The following is a 24,657-nucleotide window of genomic DNA, read 5'->3' as shown; positions in this document are numbered from 1 at the left end:
CTAATTTAACTGTTGTAAAACACTTTGGAAGATGATAGTATCTTTTTCATAAATTAATTTTTTTCTAATAAAGAGGAGAGACAATATTATGACAGAGACAAATAAAGTAGTTTTAGCATATTCCGGTGGATTGGACACATCAGTGGCCATTCCGTGGTTAAAGAATAAAGGATACGATGTGATTGCATGTTGTATTAACGTTGGTGAAGGAAAAGATCTTGAGTTTATCAAGAACAAGGCGATTGATGCTGGTGCAGTTGATGCTATCGCCATTGACGCTTTGGATGAATTCGCCGATGATTACGCCCTCGTGGCTTTACAAGGACATACCCTCTATGAAGGTATCTATCCGCTTCTCTCTGCTCTTTCCCGACCTCTTATTAGTAAAAAATTAGTAGAAATTGCCAAAGAAAATGATGCAGTTGCCATTGCCCATGGCTGTACCGGAAAAGGTAACGATCAAGTTCGTTTTGAAGTTGCCATCCACGCTTTGGCTCCAGAAATGACAGTGCTTGGTCCTGTCCGTGATTGGCACTGGTCACGTGAGGAAGAAATTGAATTTGCCAAGGAAAACAATATTCCTATTCCAATCGATTTGGACTCACCATACTCAATCGACGCCAATATTTGGGGTCGTGCTAATGAATGTGGCGTTCTAGAAGACCCTTGGAATGAGGCTCCTGAAGATGCTTTTGATATTACGACTCCAATCGAAAAGACACCTGACGAACCAACAAGTATTGAAATTGAATTTGAACATGGCGTTCCCGTTACATTAGACGGCGAAAAGATGAAATTCTCTGATATGATTCAGGAATTGAACATCGTTGCTGGTGAAAATGGTATCGGTAGAATTGATCACATTGAAAACCGTTTGGTTGGTATCAAGTCTCGTGAGGTTTACGAAACACCCGCCGCAGCAGTATTATTGAAGGCTCACAAAGAGTTGGAAGATTTGACTTTGGAACGTGATTTAGCGCATTTCAAGCCATATATTGAAAAAGAATTAAGCGACACAATTTACAATGGCTTGTGGTTCTCACCATTGATGGATTCATTGTTGGCATTCTTGCATGAAAGTCAAAAGATGGTTAACGGAACTGTTAAATTAAAGCTATTTAAGGGTACAGTTTGGGTTCAAGGACGTAAGTCACCAAATTCACTTTATGATAAAGATTTGGCTACTTATACTTCAGCCGATTCCTTCGATCAAGAGGCTGCCCAAGGATTTATCAAACTTTGGGGACTACCAACACAGGTTTCCGCTCAAGTTGCTGCTAAAGCTGAGGCAAAACAAGCTGAAGCACATAAAGACGGAGTTAACCAATGAGCACAGCCAAACTTTGGGGTGGAAGATTTTCCGCTCAAGCCGACTCATGGGTAGACGAGTTTGGTGCCTCAATCAGTTTCGATCAGTTGATGGCCGATGAAGATATCGAAGGCTCTTTGGCTCACGTGAAAATGTTGCAGAAGACGGGCATTTTAAGCCCTGAAGATGTGCAACAGATTGTCGCTGGTTTGGAAAGCATTCAAGCTGACCTGCACCAAAATAAATTACATTTTACAGTTGAAAACGAAGATATTCATATGAATATTGAAAGTATTTTAACTGACCGTATTGGACCAGTAGCGGGTAAATTACATACTGGTCGTTCCCGAAATGATCAAGTAGCAACGGATTTTCACTTATATGTTAAGAAACGTTTGCCACAGATTATCGAAGAAATTAAGACGATACAAAAGACTTTGGTTAACTTGGCGGCTGATAATGTCGAGACGATTATGCCTGGTTATACGCATTTACAGCACGCCCAACCAATCTCTTATGGTCATTATTTGATGGCTTACTACTCAATGCTCAAGCGAGATGTCGAACGTTTTGAATTCAATCAAAAACACACTGATATTTCACCACTTGGAGCCGCAGCGTTGGCTGGAACTACTTTTCCAATTGATCGTCAATTTACGGCTGACGAATTAGGCTTCTCTGAAGTCTATAATAATTCGTTGGACGCCGTGTCAGACCGTGATTTTGCATTGGAATTTCTCAGCAATTCGTCAATTCTAATGATGCATCTATCACGTTTTTGCGAAGAATTGAGTATGTGGGTCAGTTACGAGTTCAATTATTTGGAATTGAGTGACAAATATACAACGGGAAGCTCAATCATGCCTCAGAAAAAGAATCCTGATATGGCTGAGTTGATCCGTGGTAAAAGTGGACGTGTCTTTGGACATCTCTTAGGTTTACTTTCAACAATGAAATCCTTGCCTTTGGCTTATAACAAAGACTTACAAGAGGATAAAGAGGGCGTTTTTGATACTGTCAAAACTATTCTGCCAGCTTTGAGAGTTTTCAACGGGATGCTTTCAACTGTGAAGGTTAAAAAAGAGAACATGTACAAGGCAACGACTCACGATTTTTCAAACGCCACTGAATTAGCAGATTATTTGGCTACGAAGGGAATTCCTTTCAGACAAGCTCATGGCATCGTGGGTGAATTAGTCTTGAAAGGCCTCCAGACTGGTAAGAATTTGCAAGATATTTCAATGGAAGAATTTAAACAGATATCACCTTTGATTGAAGAAGATGTCTATGATGTTTTGAAGCCGGAAGTTGCTGTCGAGAGAAGAAATTCTTTTGGCGGGACAGGCTTCCAACAAGTTTTAGCCCAGATTGACCGGGCTCGAACTGAATTAGCTGAATAATGATTTTGGAGTCCTCTTTTATGGGACTCCATTTTTTGTATTGAAATATGCCGCCTCCGGGTGACAGTGATTGCAGCCTGCAAGTTGGGACCGGTCCGAGCCGAAAGGCGGTCTCGGGCCTCGATTTTGAGCCGAAGCCCACGTCTCAAAAGTCGTCCTAGTGTTGTAAGAACGAGAAGTTCGCTCGTTCTAACGACACTTTCCACTGCTGGCTCCATCACTGTCACCCGGAGGCTGGGTTTTTATATAAAATCGGGTCATTTGGACTTTAAAAATATTTAGTTGATTTGGTTTGATGGTATTTGATTATTGGATGAATTTTTCCTGATTGGTTGGGAGGATTCATCTATTTTTTTGTTTTTAAGTATCTGAGAGTTATATAGGCAGTGGCTCTAAAACGAGCTACACAAGGGCAACTTCTTCCGCTTTTTGTAGATAAGTAAATTGCATGCCGATTTTGCGTGCGATTTACTTATCTACAAAAATGCTCGGGAGCTGACCGCCCTTGTTTCGCTCTCTAAGATTTTCTTATATTAACCTTATTCAATCATCAAGACCCTAATACCAACGGGGTGCTATAACTTATATATGCTTTTGAACGAAATAAAAAAATGCTTAGTTTCATTAATTATATGAATCAAAAAATCTAGTCAAACAAGTCTCCGAGTGCGAGAAAATTCCACCCGCTGTGGAGGCGGCATATTTAACAAACAGAGGTGAACTTTTGACGCAAGGAAGAGTAAAGAAGAAAAGATATCTCCATGAAGTTGATCTGATGCGTGTGATTTTTATCGGTGGTGTGTTGTTGAATCATACGACAACTGCCTTTAAAAATAACGTTGGTAGCGGATCTGGCAGTGAGCTTCTTCTTGAAGCAACTCATTTGGCACTTCATTTTACTAGAATGGGTTTTATGTTTATGACTGGGCTCGTTTTGGTACTTAATTATTACAATAAAGAACCGCATTGGTTCAATTTTTGGAAGAAACGTTATATCAGCGTTGGGATTCCTTATGTTGGCTGGAATGCCATTATGATGTGGTTCGCAACGATTACGGCTGGTGTCGCATTGAATTGGCCGAATTACTTTAAAAATTTATTTGATGCAATCATTCACGGAAATAAATATTATATGTACTACATTTTAGTGACGTTTCAGTTGTATTTGATTTTTCCACTGTTGGTTTACATGTTTAAGAAGTTGAAAAATCATCATATTGCCATTTTGGTAGGTAGTGCTTTGATTCAGTTGTTGCTGGTAATTGGAATCAAGTATTGGTTGCCTGGTGTTGATCGGAGCAGCTGGTGGTATTTATTTAGAGCTTACGGAATGAATATTTTAGTTTATCAATTCTACTTTATCGCTGGAGCATTCGTTGCCATCCATTACGATGAAGTTGACCGTTTTATTGAAAAAAATCACCGAGTCATTGGCTGGTCTACATTGGTTCTCGCTTTGGGAACCGTTGCCTTATTCTTCGGTAATCTAAAAATTTTGAAGCTGAGTATGAGTGCGACTGAATCAATTCATCAACCATATATTTTTATTTATGACGTCTTTATGATTGCCTTTGTTTTCTGGATTGGGCGGCAATACGCGCATGCTCGAGAAAAGGGATTACCACAATGGATCGACCGAATTATTAAAAATATGTCCAAAGTATCCTTCGGGATTTATTTGACACAGACGATTCCTATAACATTGTTGTACGGCATTCTCAGTGTTATCAAAGTTCCATCAGTCGTTATGTTGTTATTATTGCCGTTTGGGTATGCATTCGTTTTAGGCGGAGCGTTCTTAATTTCGTGGTTCTGCTACAAAGTCCCACCATTTGGAGTTTTGATTGGACGTCCCCAATGGCACCTTAGTAAAGCTAGAAAAGAAGCTAAAGGAGTAAAAGAAAATGTCAAAAATAACGAATCAATTAAACAAGCAATTAGAGAATAATATGAGTGAAAAAGTCATTAAAGACGAAAAAATGAACCGTTGGTTTCATGGTTATGAAATAGCAGATGATGTACGTTCATTGCGTGATGTATTTCTGGATTTACACATTGGTCGTGGCGATGCAGTACTAGTTTGCTTACCAAATACGGCCGCTTATCCGGTTATTACGCAGGCATTGTGGGAAGTTGGTGCGGTTATGCATCCAATTGCAGCAACGACTCCAGAACTCGAGTTACAACAAGAACTTGCTGAACATGAATATGTAGCTTCGATTGTTGGTCAAGAATTAGTGGATGCTGCTTTAGATGACAGATTGGCGATTGTAACGGCGTTACATTTGCAGACGTATCCTTTATTGCACATTATCCGTGACCGTAAGTTGATGGGTAATGATGCCGGTATTCCTGAGGAAGACGATTTAGCATTGATTATGAACACCTCTGGAACGACTGGAAAGCCTAAGCGTGTTGGTTTAACACATCGAATTTTGTTGAACGGAGTTGAGCATGATATTGAAAGTCATCAAATGACTGCCGCTGATACGACGATGGTTGTCATGCCAATGTTTCATATCAATGCGCAGGCAGTTTCAATTCTTTCGACTAGATTGTCTGGTGGCAAGATTGTGATTGCTGACAAATTCAGTGCTTCTAAATTTTGGAATCAAGTCCGAGATAACGGCGTTACATGGGTTTCAGTAGTACCAACTATCGTCAACATCTTGTTGATCAACCAAAAGGCTAACGAAAATTACAGCGATGACATCAGATTACGTTTCGCCAGATGTTCATCATTTGCTTTACCACTTGATAAACTAACTGCGTTCCAAACTCGTTTCCATACTAGAATTTTGGAAGGCTACGGCATGACTGAAACAGCCAGCCAATGTACGATCAATCCATTCGACGCTCCCAAAGTGGGTTCTGCCGGTAAGGCGTTTAAAACTGACGTTCAAATTATGAATGATGGAAAGATTATGACGGTCGCTAATCAAATTGGTGAAATCGTTGTTCGTGGCGATCATGTAATTAGCGATTATCTCGAATCACATCCAAATTCTTTCAAAGATGGTTGGTTTTTGACTGGTGATCTTGGATATTTGGACGAAGATGGTTACCTGTTTGTCAAAGGTCGTAAGAAAGATATTATCAATCATGGTGGCGAAAAAGTTGCTCCAGCACAGGTCGAGAATTCACTCAGTCAGTTGAATTTTGTCAAAGAAGTGTCAGTGATTGGGACCCCGGATGCACTCTATGGTGAGGCGGTCACGGCAGTAGTTATCAGCCAAGGTATGCAAGAAGAATCCCTAGAGCGCCAAAAGATTCTAGCTCATGCCAGAGAAACATTGGCTAATTATGAACAGCCGACACGAATTTATTTTGTGAAAGATTATCCTCGTAACGCTACGGGTAAAGTGATTCGTTTGAAATTACGTGAACAAGTATTGTCATTAGTAGGGAGCGTCGGATGAGTAAAAAACAGAAAAAATTTAAAAAGTTAATCATCAGTGTGGTGTTAGTTTTCTGGGCAGCCATTGCCATTTATGGATTCAAACAGACTGACGCCGGAGCTGCTAGTTCAGACTTACAGACTGTGACGATTGGTTATCAAAAGGGTGATCCTTTCGATATTGCCAAAGAACGTGGCAAATTCGTTAAAAAGATGAAGACTAAAGGATACAAAGTTGTCTGGAAAGAATTTCAAGATGGAAATTCTTTGATGCAAGCATTGAAGGCAGGCAGTATCAATTACGCAAGAACTGGTGATACACCGCCTGTTTCTGCACTCTCGACTGGAACGAAGTTAACCTATGTTGCAGCAGGTTCCTCAAAAGCCAAGGGTTCAGGAATTCTGGTTAAAAATAGTTCAAGTATTTCATCAATCAAAGATTTGAAAGGTAAGAAAGTCGCTTATACCAAGGGAACTAGCTCACAGTACATGCTATTAGCTGCTCTGAAAAATGCTGGACTTAGTGCCAGTGACATTACTTGGGTCAATATGGACCAATCCAGTGCCAGCGTTGCTTTCTCCAAGGGTAAAGTTGATGCGTGGGCGACATGGGATCCATATACTTCTCAAGCTGAAATTACACAAAATGCCAAACTTTTGACCAATGGTGTCGGAATTACGAATAATCGTGATTACGTTTTAGCCATGCAAAGTTATGCAAAAGATAATACTGAGGTTTCCAAGTACCTAATTAAGTATCTTGAAGAAGATATGCAGTGGGCCAATAACCATCACAGTGAATTGATAACGATGATGAGTAAGTCATTGAAAGTGTCAAAGAAAGTGGTTAAGAAGATGGTTGAACGCAGGACTTATGGTATTAGCGCGATGAACAGTACTTACGCCAAAGAAGAACAGCAAATTGCTGATTTATTCTATTCAGAAGGTTTAATTGAAAATAAAGTCACAATTAGTGATTCAGGAGATTATAAAAATGAATAAAATTAAAGATGAAGGTCAACTCAACGAGTTGGCTTTTTTGTTTAGGATGCCGCCGGAGGTCGCAAAAGAATTTCGCCTGCTGTGGGACCGGTCCGAGCCAGGGAGCGGTCTCGAATCTCGCTTTTGAGCCGAAAACCGCGTCTCAAAAGTCGTCCTGTGGAGTAAGGGCTAAAGCCCCAACTCCACTTTCACTGCGGGTGAATTCTCTTGCGACCTCCGGCTAGTTTAGTTGGTTATAACAGACTTATAGAAAATAGCTATTTAAAAGCGATGTCTTATTCTGTATCATATTTTATAACGATATCATAACGGTATAATTTACCTTACAAAGTAAGTGCAACTGTCACGTTCTCGGCAAATACAGCTTTGTCGAATAGAATTGGAGTCAATCAAGGGGGATATTGATATGAGAATTGGAGAACAATTACAACAACAACGTAAATTACGGAATATGTCGCAAAACGAATTGGCTGATAAGCTGAAGATTTCTCGGCAATCAATTTCTAAATGGGAAAATGGTGCTTCGTTGCCTAGTTTTAGTAATGTGATTGCGATTAGTGAACTATTCGATATTTCTCTTGATGAACTGATTAAAGGGGACGTGGATTTAATGAATAAATTTGAAGACGATAAAATTGGTTTGAGTAAAATTGAAACTATTTTTACAGTAGGTTTCATTTTGGTTATTACCAGTTTGATTTTTATATATAGCCAAGGTATTACCGTTACCAGTGTAGATTATTGGCTGCCCGGCCTAGGAATCATCTTTTTCATAGGTTTTGCTGCCAATATCAAATGGAGTGTATTTAATAAAAGTCTTAATAAAAAAGCAGTGTTTTTTGGAATTTTATTGTTGGTCGTAATTGTTGTTCCGTATATTATGCATGAGGTTCCTGATATTTTAGAAGGTATCAGGGAAGGTAGTAATTATTGATAAAAAAAATAAGCCTATTTGGGCTTATTTTTTTTAATCTTCTTCGTCATCATCATCTGAAAAATCAAGCATTGGCAATGTCATAGCTGAAAAGCCACTGGCTGATGTCATCATTGAAACCATTGGCCGTAAATATGACAACAGAATTGAAGCTCCTTCATCCTGCAATATTTGAAGTGCATCTTCTTGTGGCAACAAGTTGGAGACTTTAAATAGTGACAGGATACGAGCCGTGATTTTATACGGTGAATTATCGTTTTCGTAGTTGATAAAAATGGTTAAATAAACGGGAATTGCTTCATTAAAGTCAATCTCATCTTCAGTTGGCATTTCCACAAGTGTGCTGATATCAGTATCGTCAATTGTGTCATCAAAATCAAAATCATCATTAACTTGAAAATCGAATTTTAGAACAGTAGGATTTTCAAATTCTAAATACTTGTTCGGTGTATTCATAATTGGGCTCCAGCTATTTTCTATCAGCTTATCATTATGCTGAAGAAAAAACAGCTTTTTAGATAGGTTTGTTTGCCATAAATATCAGGTTAAAAGTATGTCATCAGCGCATTGGTTAAATTATCAGCGAGAACATGACGAACAAGCACGTTTAAAGTTGAGCATTAATCGTCAAAGTCAACAAGTTGTCGGAGCTGAAGCTTACAGTTATACGGCTGATGACTTGGTCAACTACTTGGCAATTTTGATTCAACAAAATATATCTGTAAAAAGATTACATGATTTATTCTTAACTTATCCAAGTACTGCGACTGATTTATGCGGTATCTGGGTCTAAAATTTCAAAAAAAAAGAGGCTCCCAATGGAGGTCTCTTTTAATAGCTAATTTTCTTAATCTTTAACAATTTTACCCACAGCGATAGGTAGGGTTACGTGTTGATCGTAGTGTCCAACGGCACCGGCAATTGTATCTGGCAAATCCAAATCTTCAGGAACACCGTGAACATAAATAACACGTTTATCTAAGTCCAAATCGTCTGTCCCGAAAACTTCTTTAAATTTAGCTTGTAACTTGTTTAGTGGAACTTCTTTTTCGTATTCGAAACTTCCGTTAGCGTCTGAAACTGGGTATGTATCGTTAGGAACGTTCATGTCATGTGGGGCGGCATCGAATGGGACCATAGTTGTACCAGAAACTGGTTCAGTCTCAGGCAAATCTACGAATCCGTCACCATTAGCATCTTGGGCTTTAGTAGCGATTTGAGCATCTTTACCATCTGGAAAGCCGTGGAAATGTTCCCAATGTTGAGTATTTTTAGGTGTATCTTGCATTGAAATGTGAATCTTCATTACATCATTCTCAATTTCAAAAGTGGCAGTTCCGTGTGCTGCCGTACCAATTTTTTCTTCATTTAATGGAACAATTTTTGCACTATACTTTTCAGTCATGGTAGTAGTTCCTCCAGTTATTTCTTTTTTGATTACGAAAGTAATTGTATACTGAATCTGAATAAATAGAATTGACATATGTCAAGAAAGGGAAAATAATTTTATGGCACACGATCCGATTAAATGCGTGGAACAAGTTTCTATCTTCAAAGGTGCTCCAAAGAGTGTGATTGAAGCATTGGCACGTGTTTCAGTTCATCAGAAAAAGATTGTGGCTGGGCAGATGATTTATTCGGCGGGAGAACCCAATGACCGCTTGATGATAGTCGATTCTGGTAGAGTACGAGTTTATAGTTACGCTGATGATGACCGTGAACGGACACTTTACATGTTGCGGTCGCGAGAAGTGGATTTAACAGGAGCCTTATTTACCAACCACGAGCATCACAATTTTGCTCAAGCCGCCGAACCAACTGAGATATGTTACTTGAAACAGAGCGCGTTCAAAGATGTGCTGAAAGAATATCCAGAAATGGCTTTGTCACTAGTCGATGTGCTGGGTGAACGGTTGACTTCGTTGGAGCAACGGGATGTGACCGATACTTTGTTGACGTCAAGGGAACGTTTATATAATTATTTGTTGGAGTTACGAAGCCAATTCGGCAATCAAACGTATAAGTTGCCAGTTACTAAGAAAGAGTTGGCTCAGTATTTAGGAATTACCCCAGAAACACTCAGCCGTCAGTTAAAACAATTAGTCGCGGAAGATAAAATTAAATTGGATCGACGTGAGTTTACTATTCTTTAATGCCGTCTCCAGAGATGAGAGTATTTCGCCCACTATGCGGAACGGCCCGAGCCAAAGTGCGGTCTCGAACCTCGGTTGAAGCCTTGCAAGACAGGCAAGGCTTCAACACGCCCGGTGGTGTAATGGCTAAAGCCATAACGCCACTTTCATAGCGGGTGAATACTCTCATCTCTTCCGACTAGGTTTACTGGCTTTAATAAATATTAAATTTTAATAGAATATAAATTAAAAAATTGTCTTCCAAATTTATTGGGAGACAATTTTTTGTTATGCAGTTTGCTTTTCCAAATTAGGTTCTTCTAGAATTTCACCGAGAACTCGATCTGCCACAATGCCAATTTGACCGGCATTACGGTTCTTAGGGCAATCTTCTTCGTATGAATTAGTGGAATCTTTCATAACGATAATTCGGTCCGCCATTCTGGCAGCTTCTTCAACGTCGTGGGTAACGAGGATAGTTGTTAGATTTTGTTTCTGACAAATATCGAGGATTAAATCCTGCATCTTTCGTCTTGTTAGAGCATCCAAAGCCCCGAGAGGTTCGTCTAATAATAGAATCTTAGGGTGGCTCATAAGTGCTCGAGCCAAGGCAACACGTTGTTTTTGTCCACCTGATAATTGGGTTGGATAGTGGTCGGCATAATCGCTGAGTTCGACTAATTCGAGTAACTCCTGAGCGTGCGCTTTAGTATTTTTATTTTTTGAACCAAATGATAAATTGTCTAAAACAGACATCCAGGGGAGTAGTCGATCTTCTTGAAACATTACGCGCATTAACGTTTTGGAGTTGGTCTGGTCAATGGTAACAGATCCTGCGGTTGGCTGTTCCAATCCGGCAATCAAACGTAGTAGGGTACTTTTACCACCACCACTCATTCCGACCAAAGCGATAAACTCGCCTTGATTAATATCGAGATTTACATCATGGAGTGCGGTTAAATTATCATATATTTTATTAACATTTTTAATTGAAATCATTGTGTTATTTATTTTCTTCATTAAATATTGCTCCTTCCAGTATTTTGCCAATCGAGTAAGAGACTTTCAAAACTCTTCGCGATTAAATCAGAAATTTTTCCAAGGACGGCATAGACGACGATACATAAGATGACGGTTTCCATATCGACGAAATCTTCGGCGTTGTTTGCCATATAACCGATACCTGAACTAGCTGAAATTGTTTCGGCAACGATTAAAGTAGTCCACATAACGCCCAGTGCGTAGCGAATACCGACTAAAATTTGTGGTAAAGTGGCTGGAAAAATTATTTTGAAAAACATTTGCTTTCTAGTTAATTCGTAAGATTTACCCATTTCGATCAAATCAGGATCAACGGAACGAATTCCGTGGAAAGTGTTGATATAAACGGGGAACATTGTCCCAATAGCTACCAAAGAAATCTTGGCGGATTCGTTAATTCCTAACCACAAAATGATTAGGGGAATAAGAGCTAAATGAGGGATATTCCGAAACATCTGAATTGATGAATCGAACAGTAATCGACTCGTGTTGGACATGCCGTTGATAAATCCCAGCAGAAAACCAATTCCACCACCAATCAACAGACCAACAGTTGCCCGGTAAAGACTGATACTGAGGTTCTTGGGCAATTCTCCAGATACTGTCAATTCAACTCCGTCCTGGAATACTGCAATTGGCGAGGGTAAAACGGAACTTGAGAGCCAGCCTAAGGAACTACTAACTTGCCATAATAAAATTACGATAATTGGAATTAAGAATGGCAAAAATTTATCGACTGGGATAGTGAATTTCTTCCGTTTGGTCGTTGTAAGTGCAACTGGCTTTTCCATAGATTAGGCCTCCTTGAGTTGTTGAGTCACTTCCTGAGCTAGAAGTGTGCGTTGAATTTTCCCGGTCGCATTTTTCGGTAATTGCGTACTGAAAATATACTTAGTGGGACGTTCAACAGGTAATAATTGCTCATTGGCTAATTCGTTCAACAACGCTAATTGGTGGCGATGATCTTGGCTAAGCTTTTTAGGAACGATAACGGCCGTAACAGTCTCACCATAAATCAAATCAGGTGTACCAACAACAGCCATTTCACGGATAAATTTCAAATCATTCAGACAATCTTCGACAGCTAAGGGATTAATATTTTCACCGCCACGGATAATCATTTCCTTGATACGACCGGCCATGTGCAGATAACCTTGTTCATCTAAGGAACCGAGGTCACCAGTCAACAGCCAGCCGTCATGGAACGCTTCAGGTTGTGGGTCAAGATAATGTGTGATGATATGCTCACCTTTCAAAGCAATTTCACCAATTTCGTTAGGCCCGAGTTCTTGATGATTGCCATCTAAAATTCTAATCTGAGTACCTTTGATGATACCGACAGTGTTTTGAACCGGCTTTTCCAAAGGATTCTGAGCAATTTGACTAGCAGCCTCGGTCATACCATAACTTTCGATTAATGGGATGCTGAAACGCTGGCTAAATTGTTGGTGAATACTTGGTAGGAGAGGGGCTGAAGCAGTCCGGAGAAACCGAAGCCTATTTTCTCTTGGCTGTTCGTCACGCTGCAATAAAATGGCAACGATAGCTGGTGTCAATGAAACCCAAGTTACCATTTCACTACTGACTTCTTTCCAGAAAAGGTGAGCACTGAATTTTGGTCTGAATAGTAATTGACCGTGAGATAGTCGTGTTGCCAAGTTAGAAATCACCATCGCATTGATGTGGAACATTGGCATCAGGATTAAAGTGCTATCTTTTTCAGTCAATTCTTCGCTGTCGATGACGTTAAAAGCCTCAGCCAATAGTTGATGATGTGTTAGTCCAACACGTTTAGGTTTACCAGTGGTTCCTGAAGTATGCATGATTAAAGCAAGCTGTTCATCGTTGGGTATTTCTAAGGGATGTGCCTGATGTTTATTGCAAATAAAGATTTGAACCTCTGGTTCGTGGAGGGTCGTCAAACGTGGATGATTAGTAAAGAGGTCATTTAAAACTTCCAATTCAGTTGTATTTGTATCTAAAATAATTGCGGAATAATGGTATTGATCTTCAAGTTCACTAATTTGAATTTCATTAGTTGCGGGGTTGATAGGTTGAACAATTGCGCCAACTTCCCACAAACTTTGAATTGCTAAGGTATAAGTAACCGAGTTAGTTAAGCTGACAAGCACGATATCGTTGTGACCGATACCTTTGTTTTGCCAATAATTTTTCCAAACATTTTCTTCTAAGTTAAGTTCACTGCCGGTGTACCAGTGTTGATTAGCGTCTTGCATCAAAGGACGAGTAGCACCAGCAATTAATTGTTGTTGTAATCTTTCAGTAAGTTCTGACATAAGTTTTACCAGATTTAAGTGGAATCATGGGGAGGATTATTACTTAAATCGATGTCCTTTCGATTGAATAACCATAGTTTACAAGGGAAGAGGTTATGCAACTACCTAGGTTTGATAAGGTTTATATAAGAAATTCTTAGAGAGCATATCAGAGATCGGAGACAGGGCGTCCAGCTCCCGAGCATTTTCGTGGTTTTGTGAGTTGCCCGCTGCTTTTGCGGGCGATTTACAAAATCATGAAAAGCGGAAGGAGTTGCCCTTGTGTAGCTCGTTTTAGAGCCACTGCATATATGAAAGGTGGGTTTCAAATTTGATAACTAAGATGTTAACCAATGTTTTACTTACTATTTACAGCTTCTTTACATAAGGTTGATATTATTAGATTTATTAAATAGTAGACGAGGTCAATAAAAATTATGAACAGTGCTTTAGATGAGCTCTTACTAAATCTTCTATCGTTGATTGTATTGGCAACTTTCAATGTATCTCCAACAATGCGTCATTTAAAATCACGTTTGCGGAATAATTTTAGAAATATAATCTTGATTGTAATAATATATATTGGGATTTTCTTTTCGATTATCATGGCTCATATATTTTATTACCTGTGGATATTTATTTTCTCGTTTTGTATTTTGTTTGATACATACAAATCTACTAAAGATAGGACATGAATTTATGGAAAGCAAAAAGCCTCCAATCATTACATTTAATGATTGAAGACCTTAAAGTATGGAAACATAATAATTAAGAATTTTTATTATTAACGGTTTAAAAAGCAAATAGAGAAGTTAATCAGATAACTATTTATCATACATTTTGTTGATAATTCTCGTTAATATTTTATCGTTGTCTTTAATTAGTTTGTTTATTTGTTTAAATTTAATAAAAAAGTTTATTGAAGAAAGAACTAAAACAATACCAACTGTAATTGATGAAAGTGAATAAATTGAAGATATCAAATTTTCTTGCAACGTTACCACCAGCTCTTGTTAAGTTTATATTCTATGAGTTTTAATCGATTATTTTTCTCTTTTGCCTCATCCAACTCTTATTGTAAGTCCGGTTCAGTATAAGCAGGGCTATGATAAGCAATATATTAATAAAAATAAGAGTAATCATCTTGGGCTCCTCCATTTATTTTATGATCCACGGACTCTAAAAAGTGACACCGGTAATTGTCATATATAGTCTTAAAATCATTTGTCGGATAGTTCATCCAAAATTTCCGATTCCAACTTCTTGTTTTCACGTGCTATTTTATTGACTTGGGGACGTTTAGTTATTGTATAGATTACAGTTATCAGTATCGTGGCGAGAGCAATAAATGCTGTGATTATAAATGTTATGACTACGAGTACTTCTAACAACATTATTGCTTACCTCCGTTAGTTAATTTATATTTGATTAGTTTTAATTGACTATTATTTTTTCTTACTCTAGCTGCTGATTTTTCGATATGACGGAATGCTAACCAATAGGCTATGGTAATGAATATATTGATAATAATAAAAATAATAAACGCAATCATACCGTTATATGTTGAAATGACTGATCCATGCAACATTTTTAGTCCCCCAAATGACTTAAACGTAATTTATAAACTGGGATAAGTATATCACAAGCGCATCGATGCCATTGGTACCGTTTACACGGAGCTTTCTAAATGGTATAGTTCTAACCATGTGCTAGTAATTAGCCTATAAACATCATTTATAAAGAAAGGTCTATACACCGAAATGGGGAAGAAATTCATGAACCAAAATAAAATTAAGTCAGAAATCATCAATTTATCCGCAATCTTGAGTTTGCCCAAAGGTACTGAAGCTTTCGTCAGTGATGTTCATGGTGAATATGATGAATTTGCTCACATCATGCGGAATGGATCAGGTAATACGAAGCAAAAAATAGCTGAATTATTCACTGGTCGATTAACTCCTGCCAGTCAGAAAAAGTTGGCGTTTTTAATTTATTATCCGTCAGAAATTCTGACTAAGACCAAATCACGGATGCATGATTCTGATGAATTGAATCAATGGTATATGGATATTTTCAACAATTTAATTGAAGTTTTACGTTATACAGCCAACAAATATACTCGCTCAAAAGTTAGGAAATCTATTTCTCCAGAGTTTGTTTATATTACGGAAGAACTGCTCTATGCGGACTTGAATACTGAAACTAAGCAATATTATTATCAAGATATTATGACGAGCATTGTCAGTTTGCACGAAGCTGATGATTTTATCATTGCCACATGTCATTCGATTCAACGTTTGGTGGTCGATCACGTTCATATAATTGGTGATATTTATGACCGTGGGCCACATCCGGATTACATCATTGAACATCTGGCGCATCATTGGCAAAACTTTGATTTCCAGTGGGGTAATCACGATATTTTATGGATGGGAAGCGTTGCTGGCTCCAAATTGTGCATGCTAAATTTACTGCGAATTTGCGCGCGCTACGATAATTTATCCATTCTGCAAGATTCCTATGGGATTGATTTGACCTCGGTAATTGCATTGGCGACTAAGTATTATCAACCTTTGGAGGCATTCAATCCTAAATCAGATACTGGAGAAGTCATTTCCACTGCGAATAAAGTTCAGGATAATTGTGTTCAACAGGCAGCAACCATTATGCAATTCAAGTTGGAAGGGGCTGCTATCAAACGTAATCCAGATTTTCAAATGGAGAATCGTTTGTTGCTGGATAAACTGACTTCAGATAAAAAGTCGATTATTTTGCATGGAAAATCATACCCATTACAAGATGGCTGTTTTCAACTGGTGGATATGGAAAATCCATATGCATTGACTCCAGAAGAATCTGCTGTAATCGATGACTTGATTCAACAATTTATTAATTCTCAGAAATTAAATAAGCATATAAAATATTTAGTTGATAATGGTTCAATGTATCTCAAATATAATGGCAATTTATTGTTGCATGGCTGTATTCCGGTTGATGAAAACGGACAATTACAAGGCTTGGTCATTAATGGTAAAGCATACGCTGGTAAGCAACTATTCGACTATTTTGACCAAATGATTCGAAAAGCTTTACAACATCCAGCTGTGGAAGACTCTTTCAATACCGATATTATCTGGTATTTATGGACCGGAAAAATGTCACCATTATTCGGAAAAGATAAGATGACAACTTTTGAACGGTATTTTATCAATGATGATGCATTGCACATCGAAAAGTTGAATCCATATTACTCATTACGAAAAGAAGAATGGTTTGCGGATCAACTGTTGCAAGAATTTGGATTGGATATCAACGAAGGTCACATAATTAACGGGCATACGCCAGTCAAAGCTGGAACTTCGCCAATTAAAGCCAATGGAAAGATTTTTGTCATTGATGGTGGCATGTCGAAACCTTATCACAAGACGACAGGAATCGGTGGTTATACATTATTGTCTAATTCTTACGGATTGCAGTTGGTAACTCACGAACCATTTACGACACGTGCCAAGGCGATTGAAGAAATGAAGGATGTTGTTTCAACCAAGCGTGTGATTGAACAGTCAGTTAAACGAAAGTTAGTTGCCGAAACTGATATTGGTCAAAAGATTAAGCAACAAATGGATGAACTAATTTTGGAGTTAAATAGTAAGTAATAAAAAAGAGGAACCTTACCATATCTGATTATCTCAAGTATGATAGGGTTCCTCTTTGCATATAAATTTAATAATTAGACTTCATCAAAATTAACTTCAAAAATAGAACCTTTTGGTTGATTGTCTAAAACTACAATTGAGCCATTGTTGATTTTAACTAGCTGAGAAACAATCGATAATCCCAAGCCACTACCCTTGATTTCGGTAGAGTGGGATGTGTCAACTCGATAAAAACGTTGGAAAATCAGCTTCTTCTGATCATCAGGAATACCCATGCCTAAATCTTTAACTGATAATCTAATTTTGCCAGCTTTCTTCTCCAAAGCTAGTGTGATTGGCGTGTCCTCAGGTGAATATTTATTAGCATTGTCCAATAATGCGACAATGATTTGCTTCAATGTGTCGGTATTACCTGAAATATTCAGACCAGGGGTAATTGATAATTTCAGTTCATGTGCCAAAGCTTTTTGATATTGATTACCAATTTGTTCGGCAATTTCAGATAAATTAACTTTTTCCAAAACTAATTCGGCTCGGTCAGCTCGAGACAAGTGTAAGAGGTTGGTAATCAGATTTTGCATGCGGAGGGACTCTTCGTCGATAAATCCCAGCGATTCAGGAATAACATCGGGATGCTTGTCACCATGGCGTTTAATTAAGTTGATATTGCCACGGATAGCTGCAATTGGTGTTTTCAATTCGTGGGAAGCGTTGGAAACAAAGTCTTTCTCACGTTGCAATCGTTGATTTTGGGCCTCTAGTAATTCGTTGAAGGCATCTCCCAGTTCCTTAATTTCTTGGGGACTGTCAGGCACTGTCAAACTTGGTTGATCGGTATCTGGGATGGTACTACGGGTTTCTTTAACCAAGGCAATAGTTGGAGCACTCAATTTGGCAGCCAGTTGTTGAGCCCACCAAGTTCCGAATCCTAGGGTGACAAAGACGATAATACTGATAATTATCAATAATAATAGAAGACTGTTAATCAAGCGGCTCAAACTAGTCCACAGTTGATAGGTCGTATCGGCATCTTTTCTCGTATAAAAGAGGAAGAAGCCGTAACCTTGAACGTAGACGATATGTTGACCAGGCAAAATTAAAACTTTTCGCTGATTGATAAATTTTTTAGAGGCAGAAGTCGTCATGATTTCTTGACCGGCTCGGTTGGAAGCGGCAGTAATTGACGATTTATTGGTTTTTACACGAATGACCGTGTTCTGTTTAGTATGACGATTATTCTGATTGCTCCATTGAATAAAACCGGGAATGTCATCAATATTGGAACGATAAAGACTCATCATTTGACCATTGGCTTCGTGAACAGTTTGCGAATATTGCTGAATCCCGACAACAACCAAAATTATTGCGCTAATTGATAAAGTAATGATAATAACGAGTTTGCGAATTGCGCTGTTGATTAACTCTTGATAGGAAGGCGACTTTTGAGTGTCTGTCATTCTGCCACATCCTCGATTGAATAGCCAACTCCACGAATAGTCTGAATCAAAGCTTGATTATTTTTGCCATCAACCTTGTTTCGCAGATAACCAACGTAAACATCGACTACATTTTGTTGTCCGAGGAAATCTTCACCCCAAACATTGTCGAGTAATTCATCACGTGTAAAAACTTGTCCAACATGTTGCAGGAAGAATAACAGTAGATCATATTCACGTCTCGTCAACTGAACATTTTCATCATTACGAGTAACTTGGTGTGACTTAGTATTCAAAATTAGGTCAGCAATTTGATAAGTTTGGTCCGGTTCAGATAAATGTTCGGCCCGTCTTTGAATAACCCGAACACGTGCCAAAAGCTCTTCAATTTCAAAAGGCTTCGTAATATAGTCGTCAGCACCGTTATCGAGTCCAGCAACTTTATCACCAATATAATCACGAGCAGTCATAACGATAACAGGAACTTGATCATGTTTACGAATGCGACGGAGCACTTCCATACCATCCAACTTAGGCAACATCCAATCAAGCAAAATCAATAGCAATTCATTCTGATGTTTTTCATAAAGTTCCATAGATTCAACGCCATCGTTAGCAATGATGACATCGAAATCCTCAAATTGTAGTTCTTTACTGACGTAACTGGAAAGACTACGTTCATCTTCAACAATTAAAATCGTATTTTTCATTAACAAATCTCCCAATGGTTTATTTTGTGGGATGCCGTCTGCGAAGCTGAGAAATATAATTAATTCTCATTAATTTCATTCTTCATAGATATGGAATATTTAACTTGCACAACATGTTATTTAATTAAAATCTTTTTAGTTATTATAATAGTAAATAGACCTTAAGACTAACTAAAAAACAAACTAAAGCGTAAAGATTACTAATTATGCTATACTACTAAGTAGCGAAAACGTTAATAGAATAGTCAACTTGAAGATAACTTAGTGCTAAATTATTATATTGATTTGCAAGGTTTTAATAATTCAAATCGATGATATATATAAATATGTTTGAAGATATATTGAGAGATTAGTCTCCGATTGTGGGGAATTCACCAGCAGTGAAAGTGGTGTTAGAGCAGTGATTTTCTGCTCTTACAGCACAGACGTCTTTTGAGATTCGCGCACTTTGCGAAGCTCAAAAGCGAGGCGCGAGACCTTGGCTCGCACCGGTCTCACAGCAGGCGAAATTCCCCACAATCGGAGACGGCAGTGAACAGTGGAAGGTGATACCCGATGGAAAAAGCAATTGAGATTCTTAAACAAAATAATTATAAAATAACTAAACAACGAACTGACCTAATCGATTTCTTGGGCAAATTTACAGTTCAATACGTATCAATCAACGATATTGCTAACTATATGCGTTCACTTTATCCGGGGATGAGTAATAATACGATTTATCGGAACTTGAAAGAATTTGCCGATATTGGATTAGTTGAATATCAGGAAAAAGATAAGACTTTGGTGAAGTATCAATGTGATTTTACACATCGTCATCATCACCATTTTGTCTGTAAGAATTGTGGAAAAGTTACGGAACTCAAGGCTTGTCCAATGGAATTCTTCGCTGATCAATTACCTGGATATACGATTGAAGGTCACGCGATTGAGGTTTATGGACTTTGCGCTGACTGTACAAAAAAATTAAATGCTTAAACTTGTTAAAGACATAATTTTGATTTTACTGAAATTATGTCTTTTTTTTCTGCAAAAAATAGCTTGTACAATATATCGAAGCGATATATGCTTAGAAACGAGAAAGATAGGTGTTAAGGATGTACGAATTATTTATTTTGGGACAGTTGATGGATCATCCAATGACTGGTTATTCTTTGAGAAAGGCTTTCATCACGATTGCTGGAAATGACCAGGCCATTAGTTTCGGTACTTTGTATCCATTAATGGATAAGTTGGAACGGTCAAAGATGATAAATCATAAATTTGAAACAACTGACAATGACCGTATTCAAAAACTAGCAGCGATAACTGAAAGTGGAAAAAAACGCTTTTATGAGTTAGCGACTGTTAAAACACCCGTCAATAAACAAACTCAATTGACTTTTTTGATGAAGATACATTTTTTACATTTATTGAATCGAGAACAACAGGTCTTTGTTTTGGAAGATTTTCAGGCTTTTTCTGAGGCTAAACTACAACATCTTCAAAGTCTGAAAATGGGATTGGAAATCAATGACAACATGATTCAGGCGGATATAGATGATGCCTTATTAGTTAAACAGTTACAAATTTTACGTGCTCAAGTTCAGATAGACTGGGTCGCACAACTTCTAAAAGAAAGAAAAGGAGCTTAAACTTATGGATAGCTTTGCTAAAAATCCGGAGATTCAAAAGCATCGCTGGTTAATTTTAATCGCGGTATGTATGTTTACGTTCATGTCGACTTTGGACGGAAGTATCGTCAATATTGCTTTGCCAGTGATGAGTAGAGATTTAAAAATTCCGATGAATCAAGCGGAATGGGTCGTTTCAATTTATTTAATTGTTATTTGTGCACTATTATTATTATTTGGAAAACTTGGGGATGCCTATGGTAAAATTCGGATTTTCAAACTTGGTTCAATTCTCTTTACAGTTGGTTCATTACTTTGTGGATTCAATTCAGGCTTAACATTTTTACTTGCTGCTCGTGCTTTGCAGGCCGTTGGTGCAGCGATGACGATGAGTACGAATAACGGAATTATTACTGAAGTATTTCCATTTAGCGAACGTGGTCGAGCTTTGGGAACAATCGGGTCATTCGTGGCATTGGGAAGTATTGCTGGACCCGGTGTCGGTGGTTTGATTTTGGCGCATTTGCACTGGGGTTACATTTTCTTGATCAATGTACCCGTTGGTATCATTGCAATTTTGTTAGGTATGAAAATTTTGCCAAAAGATATTACTTTGTCGAATCAAAGGATTGATAAAACTGGTTCCGCACTCTTTGCTTTGGTGATGGTAACATTGTTTGCGGGAGTATTCTTAGGGCAAGAAGTCGGCTTTGTCCATCCAAGTATTTTGACATTATTTGCGGTGGCTCTATTGGCGTTCATTTGGTTTATTAGGACCGAATTGCGTGTTGAAATTCCGGTGCTAGATTTAAGAATTTTCCGTAACGCTAATTTCACTATCAGTATTTTCTGTGCCTTTCTAATTTTTGTGGCAAACTTTTTCTTCAATGTTATTTCGCCATTCTATCTTGAAAATGCGCGAGGATTGGCAGCTAATTACGCTGGTTATGCTTTGATGACATTTCCAATTGTGCAGGTTGTTGTGGCACCGATTGCCGGAGCTATTTCTGATAAAATTGGTCCCGAATTGTTAACATTCATCGGCTTGATTTTAATTTCAATCAGTCAAGTTGGCTACATTTTCGTCGGCTTATCCACGCCATTGTGGATTTTCATGTTCTTTGTTGGATTAGTTGGATTTGGTAACGGTGTTTTCCAAGCACCAAATAACTCAATCGTTATGAATTCAGTTGAGGTCAAAGATCTCGGAATTGCCGGTGGGGTCAATGCTTTAGCTCGTGAGTTGGGAATGATTATCGGTATTTCCGTAGCGACAACTGTCTTGTTCTCATCAATGAGCCACACAGCAGGTCACACGGTCACTTCATACGTACCAGCTCAACCAGAGTTATTCATTTCCGGTATGCACGTGGCATTCATGGTTTCATTAGCCATTTGCTTGGTGGCTACGGTTATTACTGGAGTACGTTTGTTGAGAAAGTAAATCTCAGATTTTTTTGAAAAGTGATTGCCTTAGAGTATAGGCTAAGTGCTACTATCAAATTGAGTAAACGTTCAGGAGGAATATTCATGAAATATCGTAGATTTGGAAATACTGGCTTTAATGCTAGTGAAGTTTCATTGGGTACTTGGCAACTTGGTTCAAAATGGGGTGATCCATTCTCAGAAAAGGATGCGATTGCCACTTTGGAAGAGGCTTATGACCAAGGCGTAAATTTCTTTGATACAGCTGATGTCTATCAAGATGGTGAAAGTCAACGTGCTATTGCTAAATTTATCAAAGGAAAAGAAGACAAGGTTTTTGTTTCAACTAAAATTGGACGTCGTTTAGATTCCCATGTCGCTGAAGGTTACAATGAAAAGAATCTTCGTGGCTTCGTTGAAGATTGTCTAAAGAATTTAGATGTTGATGCGCTAGATAATGTGCTATTACATTGCCCACCAACTCAAGTTTTCTATGAACCAGAAGTATTTTTTGCCATGGATAAGATGAAAAAAGAGGGCTTGATCAAGAACTATGGTGTCAGTGTTGAAAAGGTTGAGGAAGGTATTAAAGCTTTAGATTATAATATTTCTTCAGTTGAAATCATCTACAACATGTTCCGTCTTCGTCCTGCAGATAACTTTTTCAAAATGGCTAAGGAACACGATGTTGGAACAATCGTCAGAGTGCCGCTTGCCAGTGGCTTGTTGACAGGTAAATATACTTTGGATACGAAATTTGGTAAAAATGACCACCGGACAACCAACCGAAATGGGGAAGAATTTGATGCTGGAGAAACTTTCTCAGGTGTTGATTACGCAACTGGTGTTAAGGCTGCCCAAGAATTAGACGAAAGACTAGGCGCTGGCAACAAATTGGCACCGATGGCACTACGTTATATTTTGATGAATGATGGTGTCAGCACAGTGATTCCAGGTGCTTCAAAGCCAGAACAAATCGAAAGAAATGTAACAGCTGCAGAACTACCACCATTTACTCATGAGCAAATGGGAATCGTCCGTGATGTCTATGACAAGTACATTAAGAATCCAGTGCAATATAAGTGGTAAAATATTTAGTCAAAAAGGCTGTTGTAAGAAATTATTCTTATTTCTTACAACAGCCTTTTTTAATGGCAATATAACGTGTAGTGCTAGTTAAACATGCCGTCTCCAGAGCTGGAAAATATTCTCAAGCTGTGCGGAACGGTTCGAGCCAAAGAACGGTCTCGAACCTCGGTTTGAAGCCTCGTAAAAACCACGAGTCTCCAAACACGTCCGGTGGTATAAGGATGGGAGAAACTCCTATCCTTATACCACTACCACGGCACACAAATATTTCCCAGCTCTTCCGACTAATTAATTGGTATTAGTTGAATGTCAAAGTATTTAAGCAAATTTTAGACTAAGAAATATTTGTGACAAGTTATCAACTAGTACCATACGTAATGTAGGAAATATTTTTAAATTTTTATTCGAAAACTGCTGTTACATTTAATTTGTTGAGATGCAATAATGTTATGCAAGGAGGGTATGATGAAAAAAACTTTAATAGTTCTAACACTGTTATTCTTTGTTTTACCATTATCCGCATGTGGATCGAATACGAAAACTTCCAATCATCAAGCATCAAAAACTGAGTTGAAGTACCGGCCTGATACTGCCTTGATTAAAAAGAATCAGGCAATTTGGGATAAATTAACCAAGGACGCTGAAGTTGTCAAACATAATGATTACAGTGGCGACAGCATTGTGCCAACCAAATTATCGGAATTAAAGGAACATGGAGATGTTATAAAAGGTACAGTTTACAACTTAGAACAGATGGGTGCTCCGAAGAATATGGCTTTTACCAAAGCTAAAATTCACATTGACCAAGTTTTGAGCGGCGATAAAAAATTGGCTGGGAAAGACTATTACGTTGTTTTGCGTGGTGGACTGACGACAACAGATATTTTTTACGCAGATATGAATCGTACTAGAGAAGCCAATCATGATATTTTGGTCGTAAATCCGGAAGCACCTTTGCCTAAAATTGGTACACAATTTATTACCATTTTAAGTAAAAACACTTTGGATGATGGTTCTGAATTCAGCAAAATATTGTTGAAAAGTGGTTTCACAAAAGAAAATTCACGTCCCATTTTTGATGAACAATTTATTTTTTTGGTTAAAAGTAAATCCGGCGATTATGTATTGAATAATCCGACCGCTAGAACAGGCTTGGAAGAATTAACTGACGCTATTAATGAAAAATATAAATAAACTTAAAAAGCTATAACAAGAAAACCAACGATTTTCTTGTTAT

General features: G+C 38.1%; 22 protein-coding genes and 2 pseudogenes. 15 read left to right on the top strand and 9 right to left on the bottom strand.

What is annotated here, in order from left to right; all coding sequences use genetic code 11:
- The first annotated feature begins 88 nt into the window (after positions 1-88).
- The 7 genes from JP39_RS10370 (at position 89) to JP39_RS10345 (ending at position 8,042) form a co-directional block, all read left to right on the top strand.
- Positions 89-1,330 (top strand): argininosuccinate synthase, encoded by a 1,242-nt coding sequence (locus JP39_RS10370; RefSeq protein ID WP_041501133.1) that lies wholly within the window; start codon positions 89-91, stop codon positions 1,328-1,330.
- The gene (argH, locus tag JP39_RS10365; RefSeq protein ID WP_041501134.1) at positions 1,327-2,709 is read left to right on the top strand and encodes an argininosuccinate lyase; all 1,383 of its coding nucleotides are present in this window, start codon (positions 1,327-1,329) and stop codon (positions 2,707-2,709) included. Before JP39_RS10370 ends, argH begins: the two co-directional genes overlap by 4 nt.
- 724 nt (positions 2,710-3,433) lie before the next feature.
- Entirely contained in the window at positions 3,434-4,657 is a 1,224-nt protein-coding gene (locus tag JP39_RS10360) for an acyltransferase (RefSeq protein WP_041501136.1), read from the top strand.
- Positions 4,614-6,128 carry an AMP-binding protein gene (locus JP39_RS10355; RefSeq protein ID WP_041501138.1) on the top strand — a complete coding sequence of 505 codons (1,515 nt, stop codon included), beginning with the start codon at positions 4,614-4,616 and terminating at the stop codon, positions 6,126-6,128. Before JP39_RS10360 ends, JP39_RS10355 begins: the two co-directional genes overlap by 44 nt.
- Positions 6,125-7,108, top strand: a complete 984-nt coding sequence (locus tag JP39_RS10350) for an aliphatic sulfonate ABC transporter substrate-binding protein (RefSeq protein WP_041501140.1) — start codon at positions 6,125-6,127, stop codon at positions 7,106-7,108. Before JP39_RS10355 ends, JP39_RS10350 begins: the two co-directional genes overlap by 4 nt.
- Positions 7,101-7,235 (top strand): hypothetical protein, encoded by a 135-nt coding sequence (locus JP39_RS12840; protein WP_255312383.1) that lies wholly within the window; start codon positions 7,101-7,103, stop codon positions 7,233-7,235. Before JP39_RS10350 ends, JP39_RS12840 begins: the two co-directional genes overlap by 8 nt.
- Before the next feature lie 279 nt (positions 7,236-7,514).
- The gene (locus tag JP39_RS10345) at positions 7,515-8,042 is read left to right on the top strand and encodes a helix-turn-helix domain-containing protein (RefSeq protein WP_053085059.1); all 528 of its coding nucleotides are present in this window, start codon (positions 7,515-7,517) and stop codon (positions 8,040-8,042) included.
- A 33-nt stretch (positions 8,043-8,075) separates the two neighbouring features.
- On the opposite strand, the gene JP39_RS10340 is transcribed toward JP39_RS10345, so the two are convergent.
- Positions 8,076-8,498: a protein-export chaperone SecB gene (locus JP39_RS10340; RefSeq protein ID WP_041501141.1), complete on the bottom strand. Its 423-nt coding sequence runs from the start codon at positions 8,496-8,498 to the stop codon at positions 8,076-8,078.
- A gap of 94 nt (positions 8,499-8,592) precedes the next feature.
- Here JP39_RS10340 and JP39_RS10335 point away from each other — a divergent pair.
- Positions 8,593-8,835: pseudogene (locus tag JP39_RS10335) on the top strand (dihydrolipoyl dehydrogenase family protein); the annotation flags it as partial.
- Positions 8,836-8,889: 54 nt separating this feature from the next.
- Here the strand turns inward: JP39_RS10335 and JP39_RS10330 are convergent.
- Positions 8,890-9,447: a hypothetical protein gene (locus JP39_RS10330; RefSeq protein ID WP_041501144.1), complete on the bottom strand. Its 558-nt coding sequence runs from the start codon at positions 9,445-9,447 to the stop codon at positions 8,890-8,892.
- A 103-nt stretch (positions 9,448-9,550) separates the two neighbouring features.
- On the opposite strand from JP39_RS10330, the gene JP39_RS10325 reads away from it, so the two are divergent.
- On the top strand, positions 9,551-10,195 hold the full coding sequence (locus JP39_RS10325) for a Crp/Fnr family transcriptional regulator (protein ID WP_041501146.1): 645 nt from the start codon (positions 9,551-9,553) through the stop codon (positions 10,193-10,195).
- Between the two features lie 267 nt (positions 10,196-10,462).
- Here JP39_RS10325 and JP39_RS10320 read toward each other — a convergent pair.
- The 5 genes and pseudogenes from JP39_RS10320 to JP39_RS10305 form a co-directional block, all read right to left on the bottom strand.
- A pseudogene (locus JP39_RS10320) lies at positions 10,463-11,095 on the bottom strand (ABC transporter ATP-binding protein); the annotation flags it as partial.
- Positions 11,096-11,193: 98 nt separating this feature from the next.
- The gene (locus JP39_RS10315) at positions 11,194-12,006 is read right to left on the bottom strand and encodes an ABC transporter permease subunit (protein ID WP_041501149.1); all 813 of its coding nucleotides are present in this window, start codon (positions 12,004-12,006) and stop codon (positions 11,194-11,196) included.
- A 3-nt stretch (positions 12,007-12,009) separates the two neighbouring features.
- Positions 12,010-13,512 (bottom strand): AMP-binding protein, encoded by a 1,503-nt coding sequence (locus JP39_RS10310; protein WP_041501150.1) that lies wholly within the window; start codon positions 13,510-13,512, stop codon positions 12,010-12,012.
- 1,199 nt (positions 13,513-14,711) lie between these two features.
- Positions 14,712-14,885 carry a hypothetical protein gene (locus tag JP39_RS12620; RefSeq protein WP_157492466.1) on the bottom strand — a complete coding sequence of 58 codons (174 nt, stop codon included), beginning with the start codon at positions 14,883-14,885 and terminating at the stop codon, positions 14,712-14,714.
- Positions 14,885-15,079 (bottom strand): hypothetical protein, encoded by a 195-nt coding sequence (locus JP39_RS10305; RefSeq protein ID WP_041501152.1) that lies wholly within the window; start codon positions 15,077-15,079, stop codon positions 14,885-14,887. Before JP39_RS10305 ends, JP39_RS12620 begins: the two co-directional genes overlap by 1 nt.
- Before the next feature lie 172 nt (positions 15,080-15,251).
- Between JP39_RS10305 and JP39_RS10300 the strand changes: the two genes are divergently transcribed.
- On the top strand, positions 15,252-17,147 hold the full coding sequence (locus JP39_RS10300; RefSeq protein WP_041501153.1) for a fructose-1,6-bisphosphatase: 1,896 nt from the start codon (positions 15,252-15,254) through the stop codon (positions 17,145-17,147).
- A gap of 74 nt (positions 17,148-17,221) precedes the next feature.
- Here JP39_RS10300 and JP39_RS10295 read toward each other — a convergent pair whose 3' ends face one another.
- Together JP39_RS10295 and JP39_RS10290 are read right to left on the bottom strand one after the other, a co-directional pair.
- Positions 17,222-18,604, bottom strand: coding sequence for a sensor histidine kinase (locus JP39_RS10295; protein WP_041501154.1), 1,383 nt, complete (start codon positions 18,602-18,604; stop codon positions 17,222-17,224).
- The gene (locus JP39_RS10290) at positions 18,601-19,293 is read right to left on the bottom strand and encodes a response regulator transcription factor (protein ID WP_041501156.1); all 693 of its coding nucleotides are present in this window, start codon (positions 19,291-19,293) and stop codon (positions 18,601-18,603) included. The genes JP39_RS10295 and JP39_RS10290 overlap by 4 nt, the downstream gene beginning before the upstream one ends.
- A 555-nt stretch (positions 19,294-19,848) precedes the next feature.
- On the opposite strand from JP39_RS10290, the gene JP39_RS10285 reads away from it, so the two are divergent.
- From JP39_RS10285 to JP39_RS10265, 5 genes are all read left to right on the top strand, one after another.
- On the top strand, positions 19,849-20,271 hold the full coding sequence (locus tag JP39_RS10285; RefSeq protein WP_041501157.1) for a Fur family transcriptional regulator: 423 nt from the start codon (positions 19,849-19,851) through the stop codon (positions 20,269-20,271).
- A 119-nt stretch (positions 20,272-20,390) separates the two neighbouring features.
- A complete protein-coding gene (locus JP39_RS10280; RefSeq protein ID WP_041501159.1) occupies positions 20,391-20,927 on the top strand; it encodes a helix-turn-helix transcriptional regulator in 537 nt (178 codons plus the stop codon).
- Between the two features lie 4 nt (positions 20,928-20,931).
- Positions 20,932-22,350: an MFS transporter gene (locus tag JP39_RS10275; RefSeq protein WP_041501160.1), complete on the top strand. Its 1,419-nt coding sequence runs from the start codon at positions 20,932-20,934 to the stop codon at positions 22,348-22,350.
- 86 nt (positions 22,351-22,436) lie between these two features.
- Entirely contained in the window at positions 22,437-23,420 is a 984-nt protein-coding gene (locus JP39_RS10270) for an aldo/keto reductase (protein WP_041501161.1), read from the top strand.
- A 462-nt stretch (positions 23,421-23,882) separates the two neighbouring features.
- Positions 23,883-24,614 carry a hypothetical protein gene (locus JP39_RS10265; protein WP_157492465.1) on the top strand — a complete coding sequence of 244 codons (732 nt, stop codon included), beginning with the start codon at positions 23,883-23,885 and terminating at the stop codon, positions 24,612-24,614.
- Positions 24,615-24,657 lie beyond the last annotated feature (43 nt).

It is taken from the genome of Companilactobacillus heilongjiangensis, from assembly GCF_000831645.3.
GTDB classification, from domain to species: Bacteria; Bacillota; Bacilli; order Lactobacillales; family Lactobacillaceae; genus Companilactobacillus; species Companilactobacillus heilongjiangensis.
Note: the sequence above shows the minus strand (reverse complement) of the source record. Positions and strands in the feature narration are given on the sequence as shown.